General features: G+C 62.8%; 21 protein-coding genes. 16 read left to right on the top strand and 5 right to left on the bottom strand.

Features of this window, described 5'->3' with window-relative positions; translation table 11 throughout:
* Positions 1-49 precede the first annotated feature (49 nt).
* The gene (locus tag AC0L2P_RS13320) at positions 50-826 is read right to left on the bottom strand and encodes a VOC family protein (RefSeq protein ID WP_473501697.1); all 777 of its coding nucleotides are present in this window, start codon (positions 824-826) and stop codon (positions 50-52) included.
* A 172-nt stretch (positions 827-998) separates the two neighbouring features.
* On the opposite strand from AC0L2P_RS13320, the gene AC0L2P_RS13315 reads away from it, so the two are divergent.
* The 6 genes from AC0L2P_RS13315 (at position 999) to AC0L2P_RS13290 (ending at position 6,065) form a co-directional block, all read left to right on the top strand.
* Positions 999-1,715, top strand: a complete 717-nt coding sequence (locus AC0L2P_RS13315) for a gamma-glutamylcyclotransferase (RefSeq protein WP_473501696.1) — start codon at positions 999-1,001, stop codon at positions 1,713-1,715.
* Positions 1,716-1,855: 140 nt separating this feature from the next.
* Complete coding sequence (locus AC0L2P_RS13310; RefSeq protein WP_473501695.1) at positions 1,856-3,220, top strand: NAD(P)-dependent oxidoreductase; 1,365 nt, start codon at positions 1,856-1,858, stop codon at positions 3,218-3,220.
* 2 nt (positions 3,221-3,222) lie between these two features.
* On the top strand, positions 3,223-4,536 hold the full coding sequence (gene preA, locus AC0L2P_RS13305; RefSeq protein WP_473501693.1) for an NAD-dependent dihydropyrimidine dehydrogenase subunit PreA: 1,314 nt from the start codon (positions 3,223-3,225) through the stop codon (positions 4,534-4,536).
* A gap of 101 nt (positions 4,537-4,637) precedes the next feature.
* Positions 4,638-5,156 (top strand): RrF2 family transcriptional regulator, encoded by a 519-nt coding sequence (locus AC0L2P_RS13300; RefSeq protein ID WP_473501692.1) that lies wholly within the window; start codon positions 4,638-4,640, stop codon positions 5,154-5,156.
* Between the two features lie 13 nt (positions 5,157-5,169).
* A complete protein-coding gene (locus AC0L2P_RS13295; RefSeq protein ID WP_473501691.1) occupies positions 5,170-5,628 on the top strand; it encodes a carboxymuconolactone decarboxylase family protein in 459 nt (152 codons plus the stop codon).
* A 59-nt stretch (positions 5,629-5,687) separates the two neighbouring features.
* Positions 5,688-6,065 (top strand): DoxX family protein, encoded by a 378-nt coding sequence (locus AC0L2P_RS13290; protein ID WP_473501804.1) that lies wholly within the window; start codon positions 5,688-5,690, stop codon positions 6,063-6,065.
* Between the two features lie 30 nt (positions 6,066-6,095).
* On the opposite strand, the gene AC0L2P_RS13285 is transcribed toward AC0L2P_RS13290, so the two are convergent.
* Entirely contained in the window at positions 6,096-6,818 is a 723-nt protein-coding gene (locus tag AC0L2P_RS13285; protein ID WP_473501689.1) for an SDR family oxidoreductase, read from the bottom strand.
* A complete protein-coding gene (locus tag AC0L2P_RS13280) occupies positions 6,815-7,666 on the bottom strand; it encodes an SDR family NAD(P)-dependent oxidoreductase (protein WP_473501688.1) in 852 nt (283 codons plus the stop codon). The genes AC0L2P_RS13285 and AC0L2P_RS13280 overlap by 4 nt, the downstream gene beginning before the upstream one ends.
* Positions 7,667-7,769: 103 nt before the next feature.
* Between AC0L2P_RS13280 and AC0L2P_RS13275 the strand changes: the two genes are divergently transcribed.
* A complete protein-coding gene (locus AC0L2P_RS13275) occupies positions 7,770-8,642 on the top strand; it encodes a helix-turn-helix transcriptional regulator (protein WP_473501687.1) in 873 nt (290 codons plus the stop codon).
* 10 nt (positions 8,643-8,652) lie between these two features.
* On the opposite strand, the gene AC0L2P_RS13270 is transcribed toward AC0L2P_RS13275, so the two are convergent.
* Positions 8,653-9,294: a TetR family transcriptional regulator C-terminal domain-containing protein gene (locus tag AC0L2P_RS13270; RefSeq protein WP_473501686.1), complete on the bottom strand. Its 642-nt coding sequence runs from the start codon at positions 9,292-9,294 to the stop codon at positions 8,653-8,655.
* A gap of 242 nt (positions 9,295-9,536) precedes the next feature.
* On the opposite strand from AC0L2P_RS13270, the gene aptA reads away from it, so the two are divergent.
* The 5 genes from aptA to AC0L2P_RS13245 all read left to right on the top strand — a co-directional run bounded on the left by aptA (position 9,537) and on the right by AC0L2P_RS13245 (position 14,556).
* On the top strand, positions 9,537-10,865 hold the full coding sequence (gene aptA, locus AC0L2P_RS13265; RefSeq protein WP_473501685.1) for an omega-aminotransferase AptA: 1,329 nt from the start codon (positions 9,537-9,539) through the stop codon (positions 10,863-10,865).
* Positions 10,866-10,977: 112 nt separating this feature from the next.
* Positions 10,978-11,418, top strand: a complete 441-nt coding sequence (locus AC0L2P_RS13260) for an endonuclease domain-containing protein (RefSeq protein ID WP_473501684.1) — start codon at positions 10,978-10,980, stop codon at positions 11,416-11,418.
* Positions 11,419-12,669, top strand: coding sequence for a Zn-dependent hydrolase (locus tag AC0L2P_RS13255; RefSeq protein ID WP_473501682.1), 1,251 nt, complete (start codon positions 11,419-11,421; stop codon positions 12,667-12,669).
* Positions 12,670-12,733: 64 nt separating this feature from the next.
* Positions 12,734-14,185: a dihydropyrimidinase gene (gene hydA, locus AC0L2P_RS13250; RefSeq protein WP_473501681.1), complete on the top strand. Its 1,452-nt coding sequence runs from the start codon at positions 12,734-12,736 to the stop codon at positions 14,183-14,185.
* A 29-nt stretch (positions 14,186-14,214) separates the two neighbouring features.
* The gene (locus AC0L2P_RS13245; RefSeq protein WP_473501680.1) at positions 14,215-14,556 is read left to right on the top strand and encodes a hypothetical protein; all 342 of its coding nucleotides are present in this window, start codon (positions 14,215-14,217) and stop codon (positions 14,554-14,556) included.
* Between the two features lie 35 nt (positions 14,557-14,591).
* On the opposite strand, the gene AC0L2P_RS13240 is transcribed toward AC0L2P_RS13245, so the two are convergent.
* A complete protein-coding gene (locus AC0L2P_RS13240) occupies positions 14,592-14,996 on the bottom strand; it encodes a cupin domain-containing protein (RefSeq protein WP_473501679.1) in 405 nt (134 codons plus the stop codon).
* A gap of 174 nt (positions 14,997-15,170) precedes the next feature.
* Here AC0L2P_RS13240 and AC0L2P_RS13235 point away from each other — a divergent pair, with 174 nt between their 5' ends.
* From AC0L2P_RS13235 to AC0L2P_RS13220, 4 genes are all read left to right on the top strand, one after another.
* Complete coding sequence (locus AC0L2P_RS13235; protein WP_473501678.1) at positions 15,171-15,962, top strand: ABC transporter ATP-binding protein; 792 nt, start codon at positions 15,171-15,173, stop codon at positions 15,960-15,962.
* Between the two features lie 469 nt (positions 15,963-16,431).
* Entirely contained in the window at positions 16,432-17,310 is an 879-nt protein-coding gene (locus AC0L2P_RS13230; RefSeq protein ID WP_473501677.1) for an ABC transporter permease, read from the top strand.
* The gene (locus tag AC0L2P_RS13225; protein WP_473501676.1) at positions 17,307-18,443 is read left to right on the top strand and encodes an ABC transporter permease; all 1,137 of its coding nucleotides are present in this window, start codon (positions 17,307-17,309) and stop codon (positions 18,441-18,443) included. The genes AC0L2P_RS13230 and AC0L2P_RS13225 overlap by 4 nt, the downstream gene beginning before the upstream one ends.
* Positions 18,444-18,483: 40 nt before the next feature.
* On the top strand, positions 18,484-19,455 hold the full coding sequence (locus AC0L2P_RS13220) for an ABC transporter substrate-binding protein (protein ID WP_473501675.1): 972 nt from the start codon (positions 18,484-18,486) through the stop codon (positions 19,453-19,455).
* Positions 19,456-19,595: the final 140 nt, after the last annotated feature.

Here is a 19,595-nt window from a genome sequence, read left to right as displayed (position 1 = left end):
ATGCCGCAGCCTTGGGGCCGCCGATGGCGGCCCCGCGATAGCGCGGCCGCTAATGCCCGGGCGCTGTCAGGGCAAAGTGTGCGCCTTGCGGGTCTGTGCACTGCACGATCCAGCTGCCGCCGGGAACCTCCATCGGACCCATCAGGATCTTGCCGCCATTGTCGGTGACGCGCTTGGCTGCCGCATCGATACCGGGCACATTGAAATAGAACTGCCAGACCGCCACCGGGATCTGCTCGGGCTTGTTCATCATGCCGCCAACGGGTTCGCCGCCGAAGGAAAAGAGCTGGTAGACGCCCATCGGACCCATATCCATGGCGTCGCCCTTCTCCCAGCCGAACTGGCTGGAATAGAAATCGAATGCCGCCTTCCAGTCTGACGTATAGAGCTCATGCCAGCCGATGTTGCCGGGTGTCGTCAACGGCAGCGGCGGCTGGTCGGGACCGCTGGGCTGCAGGAAGTTGAACATCGCGCCTTGCGGGTCGGCAACGACGGCGAAGCGGCCGACGCCTGGAATATCGTCCGGCTCGCGGTGAACCGCGCCACTAGCCTTCTTGAGGGAGGCGGTTGCGGCATCGACATCCCTGGTGAGGATATAACCGATCCAGGCCGGCGGCATGCCCATCTTGCGCGCGTCATCGGGCAGCGTCATCAACCCGCCGACGCCGCGCTCGCCGACATTCATGACGATGTAGCGCGGCATGCCCGGCGCCCCGTCGAAAGGCTGCCCCCTCCAGCCCACCACGGCGGTGTAGAACGCCTCGGCGGCGTCGAGATCGGTGGTCATCAGCTCGTACCAGAAGAAGGGCATCGGGGACTGTGGCATTGTCGTGCTCCTTGCGGTTTGTACATCGATCATGCGCGATCCATTCTAGGACGATCTTCACGACGAAAATCCGACAGCCAACCAAAAAGATGACGGCAAATTGGAAATGTTACTGGGTTGCGCGCTTTGCGGTTTTCGACTTTGCTTACGGTCAACGAGGGGTTGCTGATCCATGCGCCGGATGTCGCTCACTTCCGAACTTGTCGCGCTGTGCCATCGGGAGGAGATCGATCCCGGCCCCGATGGCAGCTGGACGCAGCTGACCGACGAAGATTTCCGAGCCCTTGCCTTGCGCCTTTCAGGCGAAGCAGACGAGGCCCCCTTGTGGGTGTTCGCTTACGGCTCGCTGATCTGGAAGCCGGCGTTCGAATCCGTCGAACGACGACGCGCCACCGCGTTTGGCTGGCACCGGTCCTTCTGCCTCGACATGGTGCGCTGGCGCGGCAGCGTCGAGCAGCCAGGACTGATGATGGCGCTCGAGCGGGGCGGGCGATGCAACGGCGTCATCTACCGCCTGCCGGAAGGCGAAAAACCGCTGCAGGTCGAAAGGCTGTTGCGGCGCGAGATCGATGACCGAGAGAGTATCGGTTCTGTCAGGTGGCTTCCCGTGCATACGGCCCAAGGCACGGCCAGGGCGTTGGGCTTCTGGGTCGGCGTAACCGGCAGGGGCACCTCGCTCCAACAGCCGCTGGAAAAGGTGGCGCGGGTGCTGGCGAGATCCTGCGGGCATGTCGGATCCGGTGCCGAATATCTCTACAACACCGTCAGTCACCTGGAAGAGTTCGGCATTCGCGACCGCAATCTGTGGCGGCTGCAAGAGTTGGTCGCGGACGAAATCATTTCGATCCATGGCAACACTCCTGAACGCGGTTCCGTAACTGCTTCGTGACGTATATGGCCGTTTGGAAAATATGACTGTTGCAGTCAAGTTTATTGAAGCTTTTCAGTCGGTTGCACTGAAAATTGACCAATTGATAAAAAAATAAAACGTGCTAGCCTTCTCCAAAACAAGAACGTGGGGAACTGACGATGCCAGAAGGCCAGTTCAAGCAAGGCATTGCCGGCGGGCGGCTCGCGCCGGAACAATACGCCGACAATTTCGCCGACCTGCATCCGCCGCTCGATCATCACGAGGCGCTGGTCGAGTCCGACCGCTGCTATTTCTGCTATGACGCGCCGTGCATGAATGCATGCCCGACCTCGATCGACATCCCGCTGTTCATTCGCCAGATTTCGACAGGCAATCCGATCGGCTCAGCCAAGACCATTTTCGACCAGAACATTTTGGGCGGTATGTGCGCCCGCGTCTGTCCAACCGAGACGCTGTGCGAACAGGTCTGCGTGCGCGAGGTAGCCGAAGGCAAACCGGTGCAGATTGGTCGACTGCAGCGCTATGCCACCGATGTCGCCATGGCCGAAAACAAGCAGTTCTACAAGCGCTCCGAACCGACCGGCAAGACGGTCGCCGTGGTCGGCGCCGGACCGGCCGGGCTTGCGGCCGCGCATCGACTTGCCCGCTACGGCCACGACGTGACCATCCTGGAAGCCCGGCCGAAGCCCGGCGGCCTCAATGAATATGGTATCGCCGCCTATAAGAGCGTCGACAATTTCGCCCAGGCCGAAGTCGATTATGTCACGTCGATCGGCGGCATCGACATCCAGAACGGCAAGGCGCTCGGCCGTGATTACCAGCTGTCGGACCTGACCAGGAATTACGATGCGGTGTTCCTCGGCATGGGGCTTGCCGGCGTCAATGCCTTGCGAGCGGATGGCGAGGAGGCGCAAGGCGTCACCAATGCCGTCGACTTCATTGCCGAGCTTCGCCAGGCCGGTGATCTGGCCCGCCTGCCGGTCGGACGGCGTGTTGTCGTCATCGGCGGCGGCATGACGGCGATCGACGCGGCGGTGCAATCGAAGCTGCTCGGAGCCGAAGAGGTGACGATCTGCTATCGGCGCGGCCCGGAGCACATGAATGCCTCCGAATTCGAGCAGGATCTGGCTGCCGCCAACGGCGTCATCATCCGGCACTGGTTGCAGCCGAAGCGGGTCATTGCCGATGGCGGCAAGGTGTCGGCGATCGAGCTCGAATACACCGCGATGGACGGCGACCGGCTCGTTGGAACCGGCGAGCGGCTGATGCTGACCGCCGACCAGGTGTTCAAGGCGATCGGCCAGAGCTTTGTCCCGGCTGCGCTCAACGGCAGCGGAGCCTTGCTTGCCCTGGAAGCCGGCCGCATCAAGGTCGACGCCGAAGGCCGCACCTCGCTGCCAAACGTATATGCCGGCGGCGACTGCATTTTCGGCGGCGACGACCTGACAGTCTCGGCTGTCGCGCAAGGCCGCGACGCGGCCGAATCCATCCACCGGGCACTGACCTCGAACGGGAGGGCATGAGCATGGCAGACATCCGCAACAATTTCGTCGGCATCAAATCGCCGAACCCGTTCTGGCTGGCCTCCGCGCCGCCGACCGACAAGGCCTATAACGTCATCCGCGCCTTCAAGGCCGGCTGGGGCGGCGTTGTCTGGAAGACGCTCGGTGAAGAGGGTCCGCCGGTGGTCAATGTCAACGGCCCGCGCTATGGCGCGATCTGGGGCGCCGATCGCCGACTGCTTGGCCTCAACAACATCGAGCTGATCACCGACCGCGACCTGCAGGTCAATTTGCGCGAGATCAAGCAGGTCAAGATGGACTGGCCCGACCGGGCGATCGTCGTCTCGCTGATGGTGCCGTGCGAGGAACATGCGTGGAAGGCGATCCTGCCGGTGGTCGAGGAGACCGGCGCTGACGGCATCGAGCTCAATTTCGGCTGCCCGCACGGCATGTCGGAACGCGGCATGGGTGCGGCGGTCGGCCAGGTGCCGGAATACATCGAAATGGTGGTGCGCTGGTGCAAGGCCAACACCCGCATGCCAGTCATCACCAAGCTGACGCCCAACATCACCGACATACGCAAGCCGGCACGCGCCGCGCTTGCCGGCGGCACCGACGCGGTGTCGCTGATCAACACCATCAATTCGATCACGGGGGTCAATCTCGACAATTTCGCACCGGAGCCAACGATCGACGGCAAGGGTTCGCATGGCGGCTATTGCGGCCCGGCGGTGAAGCCGATCGCCATGAACATGGTGGCCGAGATCGCGCGCGATCCGGAAACGAAAGGCCTGCCGATCTCCGGCATCGGCGGCATTACCACCTGGCGTGACGCCGCCGAATTCATGGCGCTCGGCGCCGGCAATGTGCAGGTGTGCACGGCGGCGATGACCTATGGCTTCAAGATCGTGCAGGAGATGATCGCCGGCCTGGAAAACTGGATGGACGAGAAGGGCCATGCCTCGCTTGACGACATCGTCGGTCGCGCCACGCCCAACGTCACCGACTGGCAGTATCTCAATCTCAACTATATCGCCAAGGCGCATATCGACCAGGACGCCTGCATCAAATGCGGCCGCTGCCACATCGCCTGCGAGGACACCTCGCACCAGGCGATCACCAGCATGGTCGACGGCGTCAGGCATTTCGAGGTCATCGAGGCCGAATGCGTGGGCTGTAATCTCTGCGTCAATGTCTGCCCGGTCGAGAACTGCATCACCATGGAGCCGCTGGCGGTCGGCGTGATGGACCAGCGCACCGGCAAGCCGGTGTCACCGATCTACGCCAACTGGACGACGCATCCGAACAACCCGATGGCCAAGGTGGCGGCGGAATAGCATTGCGAAAAAAAGCGGCATTCATGGGCGCCGCTTTTTAACTTTCCTATTGCGGATGAAAATTATCCACGATAGTCTTTATCCATGAGCAGGAGAGCACGATGAAGCTGGGCGAGGGCGTCGAAGCGGCCATTCATTGCGCCGCGATGCTTGCCGGCGTTGATGGCGCGGCGACCATGCCGGGTGCTGCAATGGCGGAAGCGTTCGGGTTATCGCCGAGCTATCTGCTTAAGCATCTCAATATGCTGACGGCGTCGGGCATTCTGGAGTCGGTGCCGGGGCCGTCCGGCGGTTACCGGCTGGCGCGGCCTGCGGAACGCATAACGCTGCTCGATATCGTACTGGCCGTCGAGGGGCGCGAACCGGCCTTCCGTTGCGCCGAAATCCGCCAGCGCGGCCCAGCGAAGCTCGATGCCTCGGTCTATGTCAAACCTTGCGGCATCAAGGTGGCGATGCTGAAGGCCGAGCGTGCCTATCGCGCCGCGCTCGCCGACGCCCGGCTGTCGGACATCGTTGCGGAATACACGGCCGATGCCGATCCTCGTTCGGTCGTCGCCAACTGCGCCTTTGTCGAGCGCCACCAGCGGCCGCAGAAATTAAGTACAACCAAGCAAGCATGAAAGGCTACGGACGATGAAACAGAGGCTGCAATTTTTCGGCGCGGCGCCGGAGATCATGAAGGCGGTGTCGGCGCTCAACAAGGCAGTCGACGAATGCGGGCTCGAAAAAAACCTGTTGCATCTGATCAAGCTCAGGGCGTCGCAGATCAACGGCTGCTCGTATTGCGTCGAGATGCACAGCCGCGAGGCCCGCCGCGACGGCGAAAGCGAGCAGCGGCTCTATCTCGTCTCCGCCTGGAAGGAATCACCGCTGTTTTCAGAGCGCGAACGCGCAGCCTTCGCCTGGACCGACGCGCTGACCAGGATCGCCGACAACGGTGTGTCGGACGAACTCTATGCAAGGACGCTCGAGCATTTCTCGGACGAGGAGCTTGTCAAGCTCTCGGTTGCGCTCGGCATGATCAACACCTGGAACCGGCTTTGCGTTCCGTTCCATGCAATCCATCCGATGCCGGCGGTCATGGCCGCTTGAGCATGGACCAGGCGCGCGGCCTTGCGCGCGCGCCTCTCTTCTGCCCAAGGACCGACAGCATGTTTTCAAACTTTGATAGTGAGATCCTATTCGCCGCCCGCTTGCTGCTTGGCAGCACTTTTGTCTTTGCCGGCCTGCGCAACATCCAGAATGCGGCGTTGGTGAGCGAATTGATGAGGATGCGCGGCGTGCCGCAGGCGCGGCTGGTGCTGTGGCTGGGGATTGTCCTGCAGATCATCGCCGGAGCACTGGTGATTGTGGGCATCTGGACCGCTGCCGCCGCTCTGTGCCTGATCCTGTTCCTTATCCTTGCTACGCCGATGTTCCATAATTTCTGGGATCATCAGGGCCCCGAGCGCGCGTCCCGCATCAATGGCTTTGTCGGCAACGTCGCGCTGACCGGAGGATTTCTGGCGCTGATCGCGCAGTCGCTTTGAAAACGATCGCCGCCTTGTGGAGGCAGCCGCTCACGCCGCATACCGCAAACCGCCATCGCAGGTCAGGACCTGGCCGGTGACGAAGCTGTTCGAAACCAGGAATGCGATCGCCTCAGCAACGTCCTCGGCCCGGCCGATGCGGCCGACCGGCGTCTTGCCGGCATACTCGGCAAATACCGCCTGGCGCTGATTATCGGGCAGGAAATCCCACCAGGGCGTGTCGATGACGCCCGGCGCCACGACATTGACGCGTAACGGCTTCAGCTCCATCGCCAGGATCGGCACCACGGTCAGCAGCATGCCGTTGATGGCGGCGATGCCGGCGACACCCGGCGCCGCCAGTTGCGCCGACACCGCCGAGATGAAAGTCACCGAGCCGCTCTTGTTCAGCGTCGGCAAGGCGGCCTGCAGGCAGGAGAGCTGTGGCCGGACCTTCTCGTCGACGCCGCCGCCGATGTCGGTCAGGTCAAGCGTTTCGAACGGGCCGAGCCCCTTGCCGCCGCTGGCAGCCAGCACCAGGTGATCGAAAGGGCCGAGATCCCTGAAGAACCTGCAGACCTCGTCCGGCTTCGCGGCATCGAAGGCAGCTTTTTCGACCGCGCCTCCAAGGCTTTGCCACGCGTTGTCGAGCCTTTCCTGGTTGCGCCCGGTGATCGTCACCTTCATGCCCGGGCCGAGCAGCTTTTTCGCGGTGGCGAGGCCGATGCCGGAGGAGCCGCCGACGATAACGGTGTGATAGGTTTTCTCGGTCATGAATTTTCTTTCTTCGATGTTGCGGAAGCGGCTGCGAGCCCGACAAGGCCGAGGCTCAATTCGCGCAACTGCTGCCTCGCCTTCGCGTCATAGGCTTGCGCATCGGCGCGGGATTCTCTTTGGCCGTCGAAATAGAGGCCGCTTCGCCCTTCGAGCGCCGGCGATGTGGCGAGATTTATGATGGCTTCGGCGCCGGTTTCGACCGAGCTCCACGGCGTGATGCCCGCCTGCCGCACCATCGTGGTGTTCATGTAGCTTGCCGGATGCAGGCTGTTGACGGTCACATTGCTGCCGTTCAGTTGCTCCGCCAGATCGATGGTAAACATGATCTGCGCCAGTTTGCTCTGGCAGTAGGCACGGACGCCGTCATAGGAGCGGGTCAGCATGAGGTCGTCGAAATCGATCGCCTGCTGGCCTGCCGAGGCGACGTTGACAATGCGCGCCGGAGCGCTGGCCTTGAGCAGCGGCAGCAGCTCCGTGGTGAGCAGGAAGCCGGCGAGATAATTGACGGCGAAGCGCAGTTCGTAGCCATCGGCGCTGACCTGCCGTTTTGCTTTTGGGCCGGCGGTGCCGACGCCGGCATTGTTGATCAGGATTTCGAGCCGCTTGGTCCTGGCGCGCACGGCCTCGGCGAGGCGGCGGACTTCCGCCAGGGAGGAGAAGTCGGCGACAAGCAGCTCGGCCTTGCCGCCGGCGGCTTCAATCTCGGCCACGGTCGCCTTGCCCCTTGTCGCGTCCCGGCCATGCACCAGGATGCGGGCGCCGCCGGCGCCGAGCCTTTGCGCGACGACGCGGCCGACGCCATCGGTCGAGCCGGTGATGAAGATTGTCTTGTCTTTCAGTTCCATGTTCAGAGCCTCCATCTCATCGCTCTGAGCGGAAAGATGGGGCACCGGCCACTTGCCAAACAGTTCAAACTTTATCCTGGTATCGATACTGCTATAATAGCGCATGGATTCCACCACGCATTCCGCCGAAGACAGCCGCCGCCGCGAGCTTGGCGCCTTTCTGCGTTCGCGCCGCGAAAGGCTGACGCCTTCGGCCACGGGCATCTCGACGGGGTTGCGCCGGCGCACGCCCGGGCTGCGGCGCGAAGAGGTGGCGATGATCGCCGGCGTCGGTACGACCTGGTACACCTGGCTGGAGCAAGGCCGTGACGTCAGGCCATCGGTGGAAGTGCTGACGGCGCTCGGCCAGGCGTTGCGCCTGGACGCGGCCGAGAAACGGCATCTGTTCATCCTTGCCGGCCGGCCGCAGCCGGAGCGTCGCGTCGACGCGCCGGACAAGGTCGATGGCCCGTTGCTGCACATGCTGCAGAGCCTGGTCCTGCAGCCGGCCTATGTCCTTGGGCGGCGCTGGGACGTGCTGGCCTGGAACTCTGCCGCGGCAGCCGTGTTCGGCGACTATGGCCTGCTGGAGGGCGATGCCCGCAACATTGTCCACATGGTTTTCACCAGCCCGCAGCATCGGCGCCTGCTCGTCGACTGGGAGGAATTGGCGCGTGCCGTGCTGGCGTCATTCCGGGCGGAAAGCGCCAGATATGTCGGCGATCCGGATTTCGAGCGGCTGATCGCGCTGCTGACGCGTTCAAGCCCGGAGTTCCGTGCCTGGTGGCCGCTGCGCGACGTCGCCCGCAACCTATCGGGTGTGAAGCATGTCCGGCACCCGATAGCGGGCGCCATGGCATTCGAGCATATGAGCCTGTCGATCGACGACGGGTCGGACATGAAGCTGATCGTCTACACGCCGCTCGCCGAGCAGAACTCGATCGCTAAGCTCGAACAACTGCTGGAGACGCTTCCGGCCGAGCGGCGCAGCGCGTGAACCATCAAGGCTAACCCTTCGGCTTCAGCCCCTCGATGAACAATTGCTCGAGAAACCTCGCGGCATCCTCAAAGCGGCCGTCGCCGCCGCGGTCGGGGCCGAGCACGGCGCGGACCTGGACGTCGAAATCGGCATAATGCTGCGTCGTCGCCCAGATCGAGAAGATCAGGTGCCAGGGGTCGGTGCGAGCAATCTTGCCGGCGCGCATCCAGCCCTTGATGACGTTGGCTTTCTCGTCGACCAGCGTCTTCAACTCGCCTTCCAGCATCGGCATGATGCGTGGCGCGCCCTGCAGGATCTCGTTGGCGAACAGCCGGCTCTCGCGCGGGAAATCGCGCGCCATTTCGAGCTTGCGCCTGATGTAGCTGCGCAGTTCAGTCAGCGGATCGCCGATGTCGTCGAGTTCGCGCAGCGGCGCCAGCCAGGTGTCGAGAAGCCGCTGCATCAGCGTCTCGTGGATGTCCTCCTTGCGGCGGAAATAATAGAGCAGGTTCGGCTTCGACATGCCGGCGGCTTCGGCGATCTGGTCGATGGTCGAGCCCCGAAAACCATTGGTCGAGAAGACTTCGAGCGCTGCCTCGAGGATGAGCTCGCGCTTTTCCAGCTGGATGCGGGTACGGCGTGGAGCGGAGCTTTCGACCGCCCCCGTCACCTCGAAAAACCTTCGCTGCGAGGAGCATCTGGACCAATTCTCTGGACCAGTTTTTCACCGCCCTGTGGAGCGCACTTCGAAAGCCGCATTTCCGCTAGTAATCCCTTGACCGCTGATAGAGCGGTGCTAACGTTTGTCCAACCGGTCAAAAATTTGCGTAGCACGAAAACACAGCAAAGACCAAGTGTTGGAAGACCAGGCGTTAGCCGCACCGAAACAGGTTACAAGGGGAAATCTTGGTCATGTCCAACCGGCTGAAAGTCACGCCGAACGATCTCAGCGCATTCTGGATGCCGTTCACGGCAAACCGGCAGTTCAAGCAGGCACCGCGCATGATGGTGTCGGCCAAAGACATGCACTACACGACCAGTGACGGGCGCAAGGTTCTCGACGGCACCGCCGGCCTGTGGTGCGTCAATGCCGGCCACTGCCGTCCGAAGATCACCGAGGCGATCCAGAGCCAGGCGGCCGAGCTAGACTATGCGCCGGCCTTCCAGATGGGCCACCCGATCGTGTTCGAACTGGCGAACCGGCTGGTCGACATCGCGCCGAAGGGCATGGACCATGTGTTCTTCACCAATTCCGGATCGGAATCGGTCGAGACCGCGCTGAAGATGGCGATCGCCTATCATCGCGCAAATGGCGAGGGCTCGCGCACCCGCCTGATCGGCCGCGAGCGCGGCTATCACGGCGTCAATTTCGGCGGCATCTCGGTCGGCGGCATCGTCACCAACCGCAAGATGTTCGGCACGCTGCTCGGCGGCGTCGATCACATGCCACACACCCATCTGCCGGAAAAGAATTCCTTCACCCGGGGCGTGCCCGAGCACGGCGCGGAACTGGCGAACGAGCTCGAGCGCATCGTCGCCTTGCACGACGCCTCGACCATTGCCGCCGTAATCGTCGAACCGGTTGCCGGTTCCACCGGCGTCATCCTGCCGCCGAAGGGCTATTTGCAGAAGCTACGCGAGATCTGCACCAAGCACGGCATCTTGCTGATCTTCGACGAGGTCATCACCGGTTTCGGCCGTCTCGGCACGCCGTTTGCCGCCGACTATTTCGGCGTCACGCCCGATATCATGACCACCGCCAAGGGCGTCTCCAACGGCGTCATTCCGATGGGCGCGGTGTTCGTCAAAAAGGAAATCCACGACGCTTTCATGACCGGCCCCGAGCACATGATCGAGTTCTTCCACGGCTACACCTATTCGGGCAATCCGATCGCCTGCGCGGCGGCGCTGGGCACGCTCGACACCTACAAGGAAGAGGGGCTGCTGACGCGCGGTGAGGAACTGGCGCCGTACTGGGAGGACGCGCTGCACTCGCTGAAGGGCGAGCCGAACGTCATCGATATCCGCAACATCGGCCTGATCGGCGCGATCGAGCTGGCGCCGATCGCCGGGCAGCCGACGAAGCGGGCCTTCTCGGCTTTCGTCAAGGCGTTCGAGCGTGGTGCGTTGATCCGCACCACCGGCGACATCATCGCGCTGTCGCCGCCGCTGATCATCACCAAGGGCCAGATCAACGAATTGATCGACCATGTCAGGGATGTGCTGAGGTCTATCGATTGAAGAACTGGGAGCGGATATCCCTCCCCCTCGAGGGGAGGGTGGCCGCGAAGCGGTCGGGTGGGGTCGGTGCGGCAGCGCGCCAACCTGACCTTGGGCCGCATGAGTGCCTGTGATGCCGCGGACCCGCGTGACCTTCGAAATGCGCCAAAAGGCACGCGCGCTTCGAGTTCGCGCGACCAAAGGCGAATCCCTGCTGTGGTATGAACTGCGCGAAATGAAATCGGCCGGGATGAAATTCCGCCGCCAGTGTCCGATCGAACCTTATATCGTCGACTTCGCTTGCCTAGCGGTAAAGCTGGTCGTTGAAGTCGATGGTGATCTGTATGAACAGGAGAGGGGCAAACGGCACGACGCCGTCCGTGATGCCTATCTGCGATCGCTTGGGTTCGATATATTTCGCGTCGATGAGCCCGATGTCATAAATAGCGCCTGGCATGTCGCACAGGCGGTCAAGAAGAAGGTCGCGCGCATGTCAGCCGACCCCACCCGACCGCTTCGCGGCCACCCTCCCCTCGAGGGGGAGGGGGACGCCGCGCAACCAAAGAGGTTTTGAATGGCCGCCCCCGGCGAGAATCTGCGAGTGAATTCAGACCGTTTGTGGGATTCGATAATAGAGATGGCGAAGATCGGCCCCGGCATTGCCGGCGGCAACAATCGCCAGACCGTTACCGACGAGGACGGCGAAGGGAGGCATCTGTTCAAGCGCTGGTGCGATGAGGCGGGGCTCGAAATGGGCGTCGACGAGATGGGCACGATGTTTGCCCGTCGCGAAGGCACCGACCCCAGCCTGCCGCCGGTCTATGTCGGCAGCCATCTCGATACCCAGCCGACCGGCGGCAAGTATGACGGCGTGCTCGGCGTGCTCGGCGGGCTGGAGGTGGTGCGCTCGCTCAACGATCTCGGCATCAAGACCAAGCACCCGATCGTCGTCACCAACTGGACCAACGAGGAAGGCGCGCGCTTTGCGCCGGCGATGATGGCGTCCGGCGTTTTTGCCGGCGTGCTCGACCAGGCCGACGTCTATTCGCATGTCGACAAGGACGGCAAGAAGTTCGGCGAGGAACTCGAACGCATCGGCTGGAAAGGCACCGAGAAAGTCGGCGAGCGAAAGATCCACGCCTTCTTCGAATTGCATATCGAGCAAGGCCCGATCCTCGAGGACGAGGGCATCGACATCGGTGTCGTCACCCATGGCCAAGGGTTGAAATGGCTGCAGGTGACGCTGACCGGCAAGGAGGCGCATACCGGCTCGACACCGATGCCGAAGCGCCGCAATGCCGGGCTCGGCATGGCGCGGGTGATCGAACTGGTGCACGAAATCGCCATGGACTATCAGCCCGACGCCGTCGGCGCGGTCGGCCACATGGAGGTCTATCCGAACTCGCGCAACATCATCGCCGGACGCACCGTCTTCACCATCGACATCCGCTCGCCGGAAAAGGAGGTGCTGGACGCCATGGACGGCCGCATCCGCGAAGGCATAGACACGATCTGCGACGCGCTCGACATCAAATATCAAATCGATCAGGTCGGCCATTTCGATCCGGTCACCTTCGACGCGGGCTGCGTCAGGGCTGTGCGGGATGCGGCGGAGCGCCTGGGTTATACGCATCGCAATATCGTCTCCGGCGCCGGCCATGATGCCTGCTGGATCAACCGCGTTGCACCCACCGCAATGGTGATGTGTCCCTGCGTCGACGGTCTCAGCCACAACGAGGCGGAGGAAATCACCAAGGAATGGGCGGCGGCGGGTGCGGACGTGCTGTTCCACGCGGTGGTCGACACGGCGGTGATTGTCGAATGATGGGATAGCTGCCGCCTCGCAACGCCGCTCACAAGAAGCGCGACAAGAATAAGGGAACAAGAAAATGTCCAAAGTCATCAAGAACGGCACCATCGTCACCGCCGACCGGACGTGGAAAGCCGATGTGCTGTTCAAGCACGGCAAGATCATCGGCATCGGGCCGGATCTGCGTGGCGACCATGAGTTCGACGCCAGCGGCTGCTATGTGATGCCGGGCGGCATCGACCCGCATACCCATCTCGAAATGCCGTTCATGGGCACCTATTCGGCCGACGATTTTGAATCCGGCACCCGCGCGGCACTTGCCGGCGGCACGACGATGGTCGTCGATTTCTGCCTGCCGGCACCGCAGCAATCGCTGCTCGAGGCCCTGCAGATGTGGGACAACAAGACCTCGAAGGCATCCTGCGATTATTCCTTCCACATGGCGATCACCTGGTGGGGCAAGCAGGTGTTCGACGAGATGGCCACCGTCGTCGACAGGGGCATTACCTCGTTCAAGCATTTCATGGCCTACAAGGGCGCGCTGATGGTCGATGACGACGAGCTCTATTCGTCGTTCCAGCGCTGCGCCGACCTCGGCGCGCTGCCGCTGGTCCATGCCGAGAATGGCGACGTCGTGGCCGCCCTGTCGCAGAAGCTGCTGGCTGCCGGCAACAACGGTCCGGAAGGACACGCCTATTCGCGCCCGCCGGAAGTCGAAGGCGAGGCGACCAACCGTGCCATCATGATCGCCGACATGGCCGGCGTGCCGCTCTATGTCGTGCATGTCTCCTGCGAGCAGGCCCATGAGGCCATCCGCCGGGCACGCCAGAAAGGCATGCGGGTATTCGGCGAGCCGCTGATCCAGCACCTGACGCTGGACGAGAGCGAATATTTCAACAAGGACTGGGACCATGCGGCCCGGCGCGTCATGAGCCCGCCCTTCCGCAACAAATGGCACCAGGATTCGCTGTGGGCCGGCCTGCAGGCCGGGTCGCTGCAAGTGGTGGCGACCGACCATTGTGCCTTCACCACCAAACAGAAGCGCAACGGCGTCGGCGACTTCACCAAGATCCCGAACGGCACGGGCGGGCTCGAGGATCGTTTGCCGGTGCTGTGGACGACCGGCGTCAAAACCGGCCGGCTGACGATGAACGAGTTCGTCGCGGTGACCTCGACCAATATCGCCAAAATCCTCAACATGTACCCGAAAAAGGGGGCCATCGTTGAAGGCGCGGACGCCGACATCCTCGTATGGGACCCCAAGCGCAAGAAGAAGATCACGGCCAAGAAGCAACAGTCGGTGATCGACTACAACGTCTTCGAAGGTTTTGAGGTTACCGGTCTGCCGCGCTTCGTCTTCTCGCGCGGCGAACTGTCGATCGAGGAAAACGAGGTCAAGGCAAAGCTCGGCCATGGCGAGTTCGTCGCTCGCGAGCCGAACGCAGCGGTCAACCGGGCGCTGTCGACGTGGAAGGAAATTTCCGCCCCGCGCAAGGTGGAACGGACAGGCATCCCGGCGACGGGCGTCTGAGCTTGGCAAGCCACGGAGCGATTATCTCAATGGCCGCGGTGATCCTTGCCGCCGAGCCGGCGGCGGCTGACGTCCTTGCCGGCTCCTTTGGCAATGAGGTCGGTTGCGTTGGTGTACGGCTCGGTTATCAGGACCGCGACGATTATGTCGTGCTGACCGCCGACGGCATCGAAACCTATGGCAGCGGCTGCCAGTTCGCACAGCGATTGACGACGGCGCCTGGCACCCTGTTGTTGAGCTCCACCTGTTTCGCCGAGGGCGAGGAGGGGACGACCACGGATGTCGTCAAGGTCATCAACAAAGGAGGGGACGGTTTCTTCGTGACCATTCCCGGCCTTGAGGAGGTAGGGCCGCTGAAATCATGTTCTTGAAGGTGCCGATGACGGCCGCTGCCTCGATGCCGGCGTCAGGCGACCAACCCGTCCAGTTCCGGCAGCAGGACGACGCTTTCCTGTTCGTTGGGGTCGGTGCGGGCGATGACCGCCGAGGCGGGGCTGTCGCTGAGATTGGCTGGCAGATGCGGCACGCCGGGGGGAATATAGAAAAGATCGCCGGCCTTGACCACGATATGCTGTTCGAGCCGGGCGCCATACCAGGTATGGACTTCGCCGGAGAGCACATAGATCGCGGTTTCATGGTTTTCGTGCATATGCGCCTTGGCGCGGGCGCCCGGCGGCATGGTCAGCAGATGCATGCAGATGCCGGAGGAGCCGACTGTTTCGGCGGCGATACCGGCGAAATAACTCAGGCCCTGCTTGCCTTCATAAGAGCTTTCAGGGCGGATAAGATGACAAGTCGGTTCGGGCGACATCGGGGCAACTCCGGGCGTCTATCTGATCGGACAAGGGCGTAGGACCGGGGCGAGTAGGACCGGGGCGACTAGAACCGGGGCGAGTAGGACTGGGCGAGTGGAAAGCAACATCGCGGTAAAATCAACGGGATTCCGGCCGGCGCAGCAGTGGCCGGAAGCGGCAGGCTACGGCCGATGACGGGAGCATCGCCAGCCGTTGTTTCGGCAAGCAAGCTTTGCCTGACCTTCCAGACCAATGATGGTCCGGTGCAGGCGCTGTCGAACGTCGACCTGACGATCGGCAAGGGCGAATTCGTGTCCTTCATCGGGCCCTCCGGCTGCGGCAAGACGACCTTGCTGCGGGTCATCGCCGATCTGGAGAAGCCGACATCGGGAGCCATCTCCGTCAACGGCATGACGCCCGAGCAGGCGCGCCAGAGCCGCGCCTATGGCTATGTCTTCCAGGCGGCCGCGCTTTATCCGTGGCGCACGATCGAGCGCAATGTGGCGCTGCCGCTCGAGATCATGGGCCTGTCCAGGGCGGAGCAGGCCGCTCGCATCAAGCGCACCCTCGACCTCGTCAACCTCAGCGGCTTCGAGAAGAAATACCCCTGGCAGCTTTCGGGCGGCATGCAGCAGCGCGCCTCGATCGCACGGGCGCTCGCCTTCGACGCCGATCTTTTGTTGATGGACGAGCCATTCGGCGCGCTGGACGAGATCGTGCGCGACCACCTCAACGAACAGCTGCTGGAGCTTTGGGAACGGACCAACAAGACCATCTGCTTCGTCACCCATTCGATCCCCGAGGCGGTCTATCTGTCGACGCGCATCGTCGTCATGTCGCCACGGCCGGGGCGTGTCAGCGACGTCATAGAATCGACGCTGCCGAAAAAGCGGCCGCTCGATATCCGCGAGACGCCGGAGTTTCTGGCCATCGCGGCACGGGTGCGCGACGGGCTGAGGGCAGGGCACAGCTATGATGATTAAGGGGGATGAACTCCCTCCTCTCCTCAGCGGGGAGAGGGTGGCCGGAGCGAAGCGGAGGTCGGGTGAGGGGGCGGCTAACCACGCCTTCGTCATCCTACGGCGGAGCAGCCGCGAAGCGGCGTGCGCAGACCCTGGGATCCATGCCGTGACGTCGGCCGAAGGGCGCAAGCGCTCGAGAATAAGCGCCACTCGGAGGGATGCGCAGGGAGCCGTTTTCAGCACCGCTCCGGAGCGGAAAGGTAACGGCATGGATCCCAGGGTCTGCGCCGCGTCGCTTCGCTCCTTGCTTCGCCCTAGGATGACGAAGGCGGGGTTGGGCGCTCCCTTTGCGCACGCCGCTTCGCGGCTGCTCGGCCCCAGGAAGACGAAAGAAACGATTGCCGGGGCGAAAGTACCCGGCCTCCGCTTCGCTCCGGCCACCCTCTCCCCGTCGGGGAGAGCAGGGCGTGTACCTGGCGAGGCCTGCTAAATGGACTCGTTTCGCGACAAGCTTGTTCCGGTGGCCTCGATCCTCCTGGGCGTCGTCGTCGTTTGGTACGTTATGGCCGTCATCCTCAACATGCCGTTCCAGCGCGATCTCGACCGCCGCGCCAATCAGACCCCGGGCGTTGTGGAATTCATCGGCAAGACGCTGGCGCAACCGAAGCCGACGCTGCCGGCGCCGCATCAGGTGGCGGTGAATTTTTTCGAGAATACCTTTTTGCGCAGCATCACCTCGAACCGCAGCCTTGTCTACAATGCCTGGGTTACGCTGTCGTCGACGCTGCTCGGCTTCGCCTTCGGCACCGCGCTCGGCATCGTCATTGCCGTCGGCATCGTGCATGTGGCGACGCTCGACCGCAGCCTGATGCCGTGGATCATCGCCTCGCAGACCATTCCGATCCTGGCGGTGGCGCCGATGATCATTGTCGTGCTGGCGGCGGTCGGCATCACCGGGCTGATCCCGAAAGCGCTGATCTCGACCTATCTGTCGTTCTTCCCGGTGGCGGTCGGCATGGTGAAGGGACTTCGCTCGCCAGAGCTTACGCACCTCGACCTGATGCACACCTACAATGCCAGTCCCTCGCAGACCTTCTGGAAATTGCGGGTGCCGGCTTCGGTGCCGTTCCTGTTCACCTCGATGAAGGTGGCGGTGGCCGCCAGCCTGGTCGGCGCCATCGTCGGCGAGCTGCCGACCGGCGCCGTCGCCGGTATCGGCGCCAAACTGCTCGCCGGCGCCTATTACAGCCAGACGATCGACATCTGGTCGGCGCTGGTTGCGGGGTCGGTGGTCGCGGCGCTGCTGGTGATGGTCGTCGGCATTGCCGGGCGCCTCGTCGACCGCGCCATGGGCGGGAGGCCGGCATGAGCTCGCTCCTGAGTCTTTCCTCAATCACGCCTCGATCCTGGCAAGGGTATGCCGCTATTGTCCTTCTTGTCGGCGCGCTGCTTGTTTGGCCGCTCGTCAGTGCCACGCCCGGTTACGGCATGGCGGCTACGGTTTCGATTTTCATTTTGCTGCTCGTGGCAATCGAGGCCGACAACTTTCCACCGATGATCGGGGTGGTATTGTTGTTCCTTGGCGCGCACGGCGCGGCGTGGATGCTGCTCGCCGGCATAACCGGCAATGAGGGCAGCGCTCGTGGCTCGTTCTATCTGCTGCTCGTCGCGGCGTGGCTTTTGGCCTGGCGCTGCGTAACGGTCTTGTCGTCGTTTCGCCCGACATCGCGCTGGGCGTCAACCGCCTTGCGCCTGATCATTCCGGCCATCTTCGGCGCCTGGATCCTGATCATCTGGGAAGCGGTGACGCGTGGTGCCGGCATTCCCTTCATCCTGTTGCCGCCGCCAAGCGCCATCGGTGCGCGCATCGTCGGCTCGCTGCCGGTGCTGGGGGCCGATGTCAGGCAGACCATCTTCAAGGCGGTGATCTTCGGCTATGTGGTGGGCAGCGGCGCCGGCTTCCTCGTTGCCATCGCCGCCGACCGCGTGCCGTTCCTGCGGCGCGGGCTTTTGCCGATCGGCAATATGGTGTCGGCGCTGCCGATCATCGGCGTCGCGCCGATCATGGTGATGTGGTTCGGCTTCGACTGGCAGTCGAAGGCAGCGGTGGTCATCATCATGACCTTTTTCCCGATGCTGGTGAACACCGTCGCCGGGCTTGCCGCCTCCGGCCATATGGAGCGCGACCTGATGCGCACCTATGCCTCGAGCTACTGGCAGACGCTGTTCAAGCTGCGGTTGCCGGCGGCAGCACCCTTCATCTTCAACGCGTTGAAGATCAATTCGACGCTGGCGCTGATCGGCGCCATCGTCGCCGAGTTCTTCGGCACGCCGGTGGTCGGCATGGGATTCCGCATTTCGACGGAAGTCGGGCGGATGAACATCGACATGGTGTGGGCGGAAATCGCAGTTGCAGCACTTGCGGGTTCGGTCTTTTATGGCGTGGTCGCTCTTCTCGAGAGAGCAATCACGTTTTGGCATCCCTCTGTCCGTGGTGGATAGGGGCGGTGGGTTTAGGGCGCTAACTTCAGAGGGTAAAAACATGAAAAGACTTGTTGTTTCGATGCTGGCCGGCGCAATGTCGCTTGCCGCGTTCCAGGCGATAGCCGCGGACAAGGTGACGCTGCAGCTGAAATGGGTCACGCAGGCACAGTTCGCCGGCTATTATGTCGCCAAGGCCAAGGGCTTCTATGAAGCCGAGGGCCTCGACGTAGAGATCAAGCCCGGTGGCCCGGACATCGCACCGGAGCAAGTCATTGCCGGCGGCGGCGCCGACGTCATCGTCGACTGGATGGGCGGTGCGCTGGCTGCACGCGAAAAGGGCGTTCCGCTGGTCAACATCGCCCAGCCGTTCAAGAAGGCCGGCATGGAGTTGGTCTGTCCGAAGGACGGCCCTGTCAAGACCGAAGCCGACTTCAAGGGCCATACGCTGGGCGTCTGGTTCTTCGGCAACGAATATCCGTTCTATGCCTGGATGAACAAGCTTGGCCTGAAGACCGATGGCGGGCCGGACGGCGTCACCGTGCTCAAGCAGAGCTTTGACGTGCAGCCGCTGATCCAGAAGCAGGCGGATTGCATTTCGGTCATGACCTATAACGAGTACTGGCAGCTCATCGACGCCGGCTACAAGCCGGAAGAGCTGACCGTCTTCAACTATTCCGCCATGGGCAACGATCTGCTCGAAGACGGCCTCTATGCCCTAGAGGACAAGCTCAAGGATCCGGCCTTCGAGGACAAGATGGTGCGTTTCGTGCGGGCTTCGATGAAGGGTTGGAAATACGCCGTCGACAATTCCGACGAGGCGGCCGGCATCGTCATGGACAATGGCGGCCAGGACGAGAACCACCAAAAGCGGATGATGGGCGAAGTCGCCAAGCTGATCGACAATGCCGATGGCAAGCTCGATCCGGCGACCTACGAGCGCACCGCCAAGGCGCTGCTCGACCAGAAGATCATCAGCAAGGAGCCGACCGGCGCCTACACGACGGCGATCACTGACGAGGCCATCAAATAGGGCTGTCAAACTGGCTTGTAGCGGAAAAAGGGGCGGGCGCCCGCCCCTTTTTTAGCGGGATGTAAAATGAACGTTACCCGCGGAAACATCTGCTCGCAAAATCGTTGTGCCGGTGCATCCAACTCAGGGGTGCCACAACG

Source organism: Mesorhizobium sp. WSM4836 (assembly GCF_055811815.1).
This window is presented reverse-complemented; position numbering and strand designations above follow the sequence as displayed.

Bases quoted from the DNA above. Each gene is read 5' to 3' on its own strand.
- AC0L2P_RS13320 (WP_473501697.1), bottom strand. From the start codon at position 826: ATGCCACAGTCCCCGATGCCCTTCTTCTGGTACGAGCTGATGACCACC.
- AC0L2P_RS13315 (WP_473501696.1), top strand. From the start codon at position 999: ATGCGCCGGATGTCGCTCACTTCCGAACTTGTCGCGCTGTGCCATCGG.
- AC0L2P_RS13310 (WP_473501695.1), top strand. From the start codon at position 1,856: ATGCCAGAAGGCCAGTTCAAGCAAGGCATTGCCGGCGGGCGGCTCGCG.
- preA (WP_473501693.1), top strand. From the start codon at position 3,223: ATGGCAGACATCCGCAACAATTTCGTCGGCATCAAATCGCCGAACCCG.
- AC0L2P_RS13300 (WP_473501692.1), top strand. From the start codon at position 4,638: ATGAAGCTGGGCGAGGGCGTCGAAGCGGCCATTCATTGCGCCGCGATG.
- AC0L2P_RS13295 (WP_473501691.1), top strand. From the start codon at position 5,170: ATGAAACAGAGGCTGCAATTTTTCGGCGCGGCGCCGGAGATCATGAAG.
- AC0L2P_RS13290 (WP_473501804.1), top strand. From the start codon at position 5,688: ATGTTTTCAAACTTTGATAGTGAGATCCTATTCGCCGCCCGCTTGCTG.
- AC0L2P_RS13285 (WP_473501689.1), bottom strand. From the start codon at position 6,818: ATGACCGAGAAAACCTATCACACCGTTATCGTCGGCGGCTCCTCCGGC.
- AC0L2P_RS13280 (WP_473501688.1), bottom strand. From the start codon at position 7,666: ATGGAACTGAAAGACAAGACAATCTTCATCACCGGCTCGACCGATGGC.
- AC0L2P_RS13275 (WP_473501687.1), top strand. From the start codon at position 7,770: ATGGATTCCACCACGCATTCCGCCGAAGACAGCCGCCGCCGCGAGCTT.
- aptA (WP_473501685.1), top strand. From the start codon at position 9,537: ATGTCCAACCGGCTGAAAGTCACGCCGAACGATCTCAGCGCATTCTGG.
- AC0L2P_RS13260 (WP_473501684.1), top strand. From the start codon at position 10,978: ATGCCGCGGACCCGCGTGACCTTCGAAATGCGCCAAAAGGCACGCGCG.
- AC0L2P_RS13255 (WP_473501682.1), top strand. From the start codon at position 11,419: ATGGCCGCCCCCGGCGAGAATCTGCGAGTGAATTCAGACCGTTTGTGG.
- hydA (WP_473501681.1), top strand. From the start codon at position 12,734: ATGTCCAAAGTCATCAAGAACGGCACCATCGTCACCGCCGACCGGACG.
- AC0L2P_RS13245 (WP_473501680.1), top strand. From the start codon at position 14,215: ATGGCCGCGGTGATCCTTGCCGCCGAGCCGGCGGCGGCTGACGTCCTT.
- AC0L2P_RS13240 (WP_473501679.1), bottom strand. From the start codon at position 14,996: ATGTCGCCCGAACCGACTTGTCATCTTATCCGCCCTGAAAGCTCTTAT.
- AC0L2P_RS13235 (WP_473501678.1), top strand. From the start codon at position 15,171: ATGACGGGAGCATCGCCAGCCGTTGTTTCGGCAAGCAAGCTTTGCCTG.
- AC0L2P_RS13230 (WP_473501677.1), top strand. From the start codon at position 16,432: ATGGACTCGTTTCGCGACAAGCTTGTTCCGGTGGCCTCGATCCTCCTG.
- AC0L2P_RS13225 (WP_473501676.1), top strand. From the start codon at position 17,307: ATGAGCTCGCTCCTGAGTCTTTCCTCAATCACGCCTCGATCCTGGCAA.
- AC0L2P_RS13220 (WP_473501675.1), top strand. From the start codon at position 18,484: ATGAAAAGACTTGTTGTTTCGATGCTGGCCGGCGCAATGTCGCTTGCC.